The following is a 6,671-nucleotide window of genomic DNA, read 5'->3' as shown; positions in this document are numbered from 1 at the left end:
GACCTCATCGCCGCAATCGAGACTTACATCGACGCCTGGAACGAACGCTGCCAGCCGTTCACCTGGACCAAGACCGCCGACGAAATCCTCACCAAAGCAACCAGCGGTCAAAGATCATCGTTCACGCTACACTAGTGGCCGTGTCGTCGCCAAAGACGCCCGAATAGAAAGCGCTTCGCCCTTGCCGGTGGAGTGTGGAGGCTGTGTGAACCCCGTTTCTGTCAAAGAGAGCCGCCGATCCGCATCTCCACGCCTCGACCGCTGCTTCCACCTGAAAGTGTCAGAGGGTGGTCGTAGTGTCTGATGTATGGAGGAGCTGGACGGTAACGGTGAGCGGGGTGCACTGCACTTCGGTGCTGTGACACCCGCCCTCGACGTGCTCTCAGCCGCCCTGGACGCCTACCTGGTCGAGGTCCAGGCGGGTGGTCTGGGTCGGGTTCCTGATGCCGACCTGCTCGCCGAAACCCGCGCGTTCGAGGTGCACCGCCGCCGCCTGGCCGCCGCCGATACGGTGTTGATCAGCGAACTCGAACGCCGTAACCTGCCCGCCCGGCTCACCAGCCGCTCCACCTCAACCCTGCTGCAAGGACTGCTGCGGCTCTCACCCTCCGAAGCCGCCCACCGCGTCGCAACCGCACACGCAACCGGCCCCCGCAGCACCCTCACCGGCCAACCCCTGCTACCACTGGCACCGGCCCTCGCCGCCGCACAAATCACCGGAACGGTGTCAGCCGAGCACACCCGAGTCATCCTCACCGCCCTCAACACGCTGCCCAGCACAACCAGCACCGAGAACCTGACGGCCGCCGAGCAGCACCTCACCACGGCCGCCGCCACCCTGCGGCCACGCGAGGTCGCGCTTCTCGGGACCCGCATCGCGGCCCATCTGGACCCCGACGGCACCCTCACCACCGCCACCGAACATCAACGCCGCCGCGGCTTCGCCCTGCATCCCAACCCCGACGGTTCCTACACCGCCCGCGGCTACCTCACTCCCAGCTGCGGCGCGCTGCTCCTGGCCACCCTCACCCCACGAGCCGCACCCCGACCCGCCGCCACCACCACCACCGGTGACGGTGACAATTCCGGCGGCACCGGCAGCGACAACAGCGGTGGGTGGGTCAGCGGCAGTTCGGTCGGCGGTTCCGAGCCGGACCCCCGCAGCCACTCCCAACGACTGCACGACGCCCTTCAAGACCTCGCCGGCCTAGCCGTACGCCGCAACGAACACACCACCTCCGGCGCCCCCGCCCAGGTCATCATCACCATGACCGCCACCCAACTCACCACCCGCCAAGGACTAGCCGCCACCAGCACCGGCCAACTCCTCACCATCCCCGACGCCCTCAACCTTGCCGACGAAACCACCCTGCACCTACTCACCACCACCGAAACCGGCGCGATCCTCAACCACCACCGCACCAAACGCATCGCCACCCGCGCCCAAACCATCGCCCTCACCGCCCGCGACAAAGGCTGCTCATTCCCGGGCTGCGACCAACCACCCGAACACTGCCAACGCCACCACATCACCCCCTGGGCCGACGGCGGCACCACCAACCTCGACAACCTCACCCTGCTCTGCGGCCACCACCACCGACAATTCCAACCCACCGGCTGGACCTGCCACAGCCGCAACGGCACCCCCTGGTGGATTCCGCCACCCTGGATCGACCCCACCCAGACACCGCAACAGAATCACCGAATCCAACGCCAATGACCTGGGTGGCCAGCCCGATAAGCATGCGGCGGGCAAATGCGCCTGAACCGCCAACGCCGACCCATGTTGCGCGCTGGCTGGCAAGATCAGAGTCCACTGCGGACGGAGGGCAGATGCTCCGGTTCAACCCCGCGCCGGGATGGCCGGCGCCTCCCCCGGGTTGGCTGCCGCCCGTCAACTGGCGTCCGGACCCTTCCTGGCCGCAGCCGCCGGCGGGCTGGCCTCTGGTCATCGACGACGGAGCACCTAATCCATACGGCCAACCGCCGTACGGCCAACCGCCCTACGGCCAACATTCCTACGGACCTGGTCCAAACACAATTGCCCCCAACCCAGGAATCACACCGGCTCAATCACGAACCTGGCGGCTCGATGCCGCGATGGAACCGATTCGCGCGCTGGGCAACGACGTCTGGCGCACGAGGCTGGCAGTGTTGCCCATCGCCGCGCTCGTCGCCATGTTGGTGACCGAAGTGCTGGTGATGCACGCCTGGCGCCCGCGCGGCACCGTCCACGACGTCGCCTTCGGCATCGCCTCGATCCTGCATTACGCCGCCGCGGTAACGGTGATCCTCATCCTCGGTGCACCCGTCGCTCGACGGTGCGGCGGCTGGTTCAACGCCTTCGGCTGGGGCCGTCCCCGGTGGAAAGACCCGCTGCTCGGCCTCGGCGCCGCGCTCGGCGAATACATCGCGCGCATCGTCGCCAGCATCGCGGTCGTTATCGCGATTCCAGCCGTCCGGGGTGTGACCGAAGGCAATGTCAGCCTCGCCGGACGCTCGACCGCGCAGATCGTGGTCCTGGGGATAGTCGCGATCGTGGTGGCACCACCGGTCGAAGAGCTGATGTTCCGGGGTCTGCTGCTGCGCACCGCGATGCGTCGGATGCCGTTCTGGCCGGCGGCCCTGCTGTCGTCCGTCTGCTTCGCCGCATTGCACCTGTACGAGGTACACAGCGTCCCGGCCGCGACCCTGTTGTTCGTCAGTGTGTTCGTGTTCGGCCTGGGCCAGTGCGTGCTGGTCCGCTTCACCGGACGGCTCAATCCCGGCATCGCCGCCCATGCGGTGTCCAACGCGGCCAGTCTTCTCATCGTCCTAGCGAGCGGCCGGTAAACAGAGCCAGCGGCCGATGAGACTAGCCGGCGGCCGACGAACACCAACGTGGCGTCGCTGCCGTCGGTGCGGCACTATCCGCTACATGAGCTACGCGCAGGAATATCAGCACAGCCTGGCCGATCCAGACTCCTTCTGGGGCACGGCCGCGCGTGCGATCAGCTGGATTCACAAGCCCTCCGCAGCCCTCGATTCGAGCAATGCACCGTTCAACCGCTGGTTCCCCGGCGGCACACTCAACACCTGCTTCAACGCCCTGGACCGTCACGTCGCCCTCGGACGCGGCGACCTCACCGCCCTGATCTATGACTCCCCGGTGACCGGCACCAAGCGGGAGTACACCTACGAACGACTCACCGAGCTGACCGCCAAGTTCGCCGGCGCGCTGCGGGCGATGGGCGTGGACCGAGGCGACCGGGTGCTGATCTACCTGCCGATGATCCCCGAGGCGGTGATCGCGATGCTGGCCTGCGCACGCATCGGTGCCGTCCACTCGGTCGTCTTCGGGGGATTCGCCTCCACCGAACTCGCCGCCCGCATCGACGACGCCAAGCCGAAGGTGATCGTCTCCGCTTCGTGCGGGATCGAGCCGACCCGGGTCATCGAGTACAAACCGCTGCTCGACCGCGCGCTGGAACTGTCACAGCACCAGCCCGACAACTGCGTCATCGTGCAGCGCCCGCAGGCCACCGCCACGTTCAAGGACACCGATCTGGACTGGACGAAGCTGATGAAATCCCAGCTCATCCCGCCGGCCGAGTGCGTCTCGGTCGAGGCCGCTGACCCCCTGTACATCCTCTACACCTCAGGAACCACTGGGCGTCCCAAGGGAATCGTCCGAGACAACGGGGGTCATGCCGTCGCCCTGCGCTGGTCCATGACCAACATCTTCGATGTCGGCCCCGGCGAGGTTATTTTCACTGGCAGCGACGTCGGCTGGGTGGTCGGGCACTCCTACATCGTCTACGCGCCGCTGCTCGCCGGCGCGACCACCGTGCTGTATGAGGGCAAACCGGTCGGCACCCCGGACGCCGGCGCGTTCTGGCGCCTCGTTGAGGACTACCGGGTAAAGGCGCTGTTCACCTCACCCACCGCGATCCGGGCGATCAAGCGCGACGATCCGGACGGCGAGCTGATCGGCAGCCACGACCTCAGCTCGCTGAAGACCCTCTTCCTCGCCGGGGAGCGACTGGACCCCGCAACCTATGACTGGGCGACCGAACGCCTCGGTGTCGCGGTGGCCGACAACTGGTGGCAGACCGAGACGGGCTGGCCGATCGCCGCCAACTTGCGAGGCCTGGACCCCATGCCGATCAAGGCCGGCTCCCCCACCGTCCCGGTGCCGGGCTTCGACGTCCAGGTGCTGGCCGAGGACGGCAGCCGCACAGCCGCCGGCGAAGAGGGCGCCATCTGCATCAAGCTGCCCTTGCCGCCAGGCGCGCTGCAGACGGTGTGGGGTGATGACCAGCGCTTCGTCGAGTCCTACCTCTCCCGGTTCGAGGGCTATTACCTCACCGGCGATGGCGGCTACGTCGACCCGGACGGGTACCTGTTCGTTCTCGGGCGCACCGACGACGTGCTCAACGTGGCGGGCCACCGGCTCTCATCCGGGCAGATCGAGGCAGCGCTCGCTTCCCATCCAGCGGTCGCCGAGTGCGCCGTCATCGGGGTCGAGGACCCGCTCAAGGGGCAGGTACCTCGTGCCCTGGTGGTCGCCAAGAGCACCTTCACCGGCTCCGTCGAGCAGCTCAGCGCCGAGCTGACCGCGCTCGTCCGGGCCGAGGTCGGCGCGATTGCCACGCCGTCCCGGGTCGACGTCGTGACCGGGCTGCCAAAGACCCGCTCCGGCAAGATCCTGCGCAAGACCATGCGCCAGGTCGCGGACGGTGTCGATGCCCCCGTCCCCTCGACCATCGAGGATGCCGGGGTACTGGACCGGCTTCGCGAGGTGCTGCGGCCGACTTAGCCACGGCCTGCGGCCCGGATGAGCAGGCCCGGATGAGCACGGACTACCGCTGACAACTCGGGCCGGTACGTTGAACGCCCAGGCAGGGAGGTGGTCCATGCAACAGCTCGGTCTGGTGGCTGCCGTAATCTTCGCGACCGCCATCCTGATCCCGGTGTCCACCCGAATCAATCTGCCCTGGCCCGTGCTGGTCACGGTGTTCGGCCTGCTGCTGGCGGCGATTCCGCAGATACCCCAGGTGCACGTCGAGCCCGAGCTGATCCTGCCGCTGGTGCTGCCTCCCCTGCTGTTCGCCGCCGCCCGCAAGACCTCGTGGCGACTATGGGTCGCCAACGCCCGCCCGATACTGCTCCTCGCGGTTGCGCTGGTGGTCGTCACCACGGCGGTCGTGGCGGCCGTCGCCTCAGCCGTCGTCCCCGGTATCTCGCTGGCCGGCGCCGTCGCCCTCGGCGCCCTCGTGTCGCCGCCCGACCCGGTCGCGGCTACCGCGATCGCCAGCAAGCTGCACCTGCCCAAGCGGCTCGTCTCGATGCTCGAGGGTGAGGGCCTGTTCAACGACGTCGCCGCCCTGGTGCTGTACCAGGTGGCGATCGCGGCGGTGGTCGGCGGCTCGTTCTCACCGGGCGAGGCCGCGTTGAAGCTGCTGCTCGCCGCGGTGCTCGCCCTGGTCGTCGGCTTCGCGTTCGGCTGGGGCGTGAGCAGGCTGATCGCCCTGCTCGGCACCGGCGATCCGCGGCCGCAGGTGCTGCTCTCGATCCTCGCGCCCACCGCGACCTATGTCGCCGCCGAAGAGATGCACGGCTCCGGGGTCCTCGCGGTGCTCGTGTACACGTTGTACTCGGTGTCGCGGCCGGTCGACGCCGCGGACGCCCAGGGCCGGCTGACCACGGACGTCTTCTGGTCCATGACCGAAACCCTCGTGACCGGCATCGCGTTCGGGCTGGTAGGCCTGGAGTTCCAGACGGCGCTGACGGAGGTGGGCGAGCGCTGGACGACGCTGGTCGGCGAGACCGCGGCCGTGGTCGCCGCGGTGGTCGCGGTGCGGCTGCTGTACCTGCTGCCCTCGGTGCTGCTGACCAAGAGCCTCTACCGGCGGCTGCAGGTCGGCGCGCTGGACGACGCGCTGAGCGGGCAGCGATCCTCGCGGCGACTCCGCCGGCAACGCGACACCGACGTGCCGATCGGCTGGCGAGAGACGGTGGTCGTCTGGTGGGCGGGAATGCGCGGTGTGGCAACGGTGGCCCTGGCGCTGGCCATCCCGACGACCACCGACGCCGGCGCGCCGTTCCCCGCCCGCGAGCGGATCCTGTTCATCGCCTTCGCCGTGGTTCTGGTGACCCTGGTGCTGCAGGGGGTGACCCTGCCGACGCTGGTGAAGGCACTCGGCGTTCGGGCCGGCAACAGCGACGGCGACGAGGCGGAGGCCGTGCTGATCGAGCGAGCGGCGCACGCGGCCGCCGAGGCGCTGAATCACCTGCAGGACGACGTCGACTTCGGGGTGGAGGTGTGGGACCGGCTCAACGCCTTTCCGACCGACCTGCTGTCCCGGTTGAGCCCGCAGCTGGCGAGCAACACCGACCACGCCGCCGCCGAGCAGCGCGGCCTGGACCGGGAGCAGTTCGTGCTCGGCTTGCGCCAGATGCTCAGCGCCGCTCGCGAGGAGCTGCTCAATGCCCGCTCCGAACGCGGCGTGGAGCCGGAAATGGTGGACCATCTGGTCCGCCGGCTGGACCTGTACAGCTTGCCGACGACCCCGCGCTGACCGTTCGGACGGGGCTGATCGCCCGAGCGACACGACTTTACGTATGCAATAGAGCACACAGCGTGGCCGGTTATCTGGAACACTGATCGCTGATAGGTACCGCACGCTTCG

General features: G+C 68.4%; 4 protein-coding genes and 1 pseudogene. All 5 read left to right on the top strand.

Features of this window, described 5'->3' with window-relative positions; all coding sequences use genetic code 11:
- Positions 1-135, top strand: a pseudogene (locus RM423_RS25700) (IS630 family transposase); the annotation flags it as partial.
- Positions 136-307: 172 nt separating this feature from the next.
- On the top strand, positions 308-1,720 hold the full coding sequence (locus RM423_RS16400) for an HNH endonuclease signature motif containing protein (RefSeq protein ID WP_311424125.1): 1,413 nt from the start codon (positions 308-310) through the stop codon (positions 1,718-1,720).
- Between the two features lie 380 nt (positions 1,721-2,100).
- Positions 2,101-2,832 (top strand): CPBP family intramembrane glutamic endopeptidase, encoded by a 732-nt coding sequence (locus RM423_RS16395; protein WP_311424124.1) that lies wholly within the window; start codon positions 2,101-2,103, stop codon positions 2,830-2,832.
- 85 nt (positions 2,833-2,917) lie between these two features.
- Positions 2,918-4,798 (top strand): propionyl-CoA synthetase, encoded by a 1,881-nt coding sequence (locus RM423_RS16390; protein WP_311424123.1) that lies wholly within the window; start codon positions 2,918-2,920, stop codon positions 4,796-4,798.
- 97 nt (positions 4,799-4,895) lie between these two features.
- Complete coding sequence (locus tag RM423_RS16385; RefSeq protein ID WP_311424122.1) at positions 4,896-6,560, top strand: Na+/H+ antiporter; 1,665 nt, start codon at positions 4,896-4,898, stop codon at positions 6,558-6,560.
- The last annotated feature ends 111 nt before the right edge of the window (positions 6,561-6,671 follow it).

It is taken from the genome of Jatrophihabitans lederbergiae (genome assembly GCF_031845305.1).
Lineage (GTDB): Bacteria > Actinomycetota > Actinomycetes > Mycobacteriales > Jatrophihabitantaceae > Jatrophihabitans_A > Jatrophihabitans_A lederbergiae.
The sequence above is the reverse complement of the archived record's forward strand: the minus strand, read 5'-3'. Positions and strand labels throughout refer to the sequence as shown.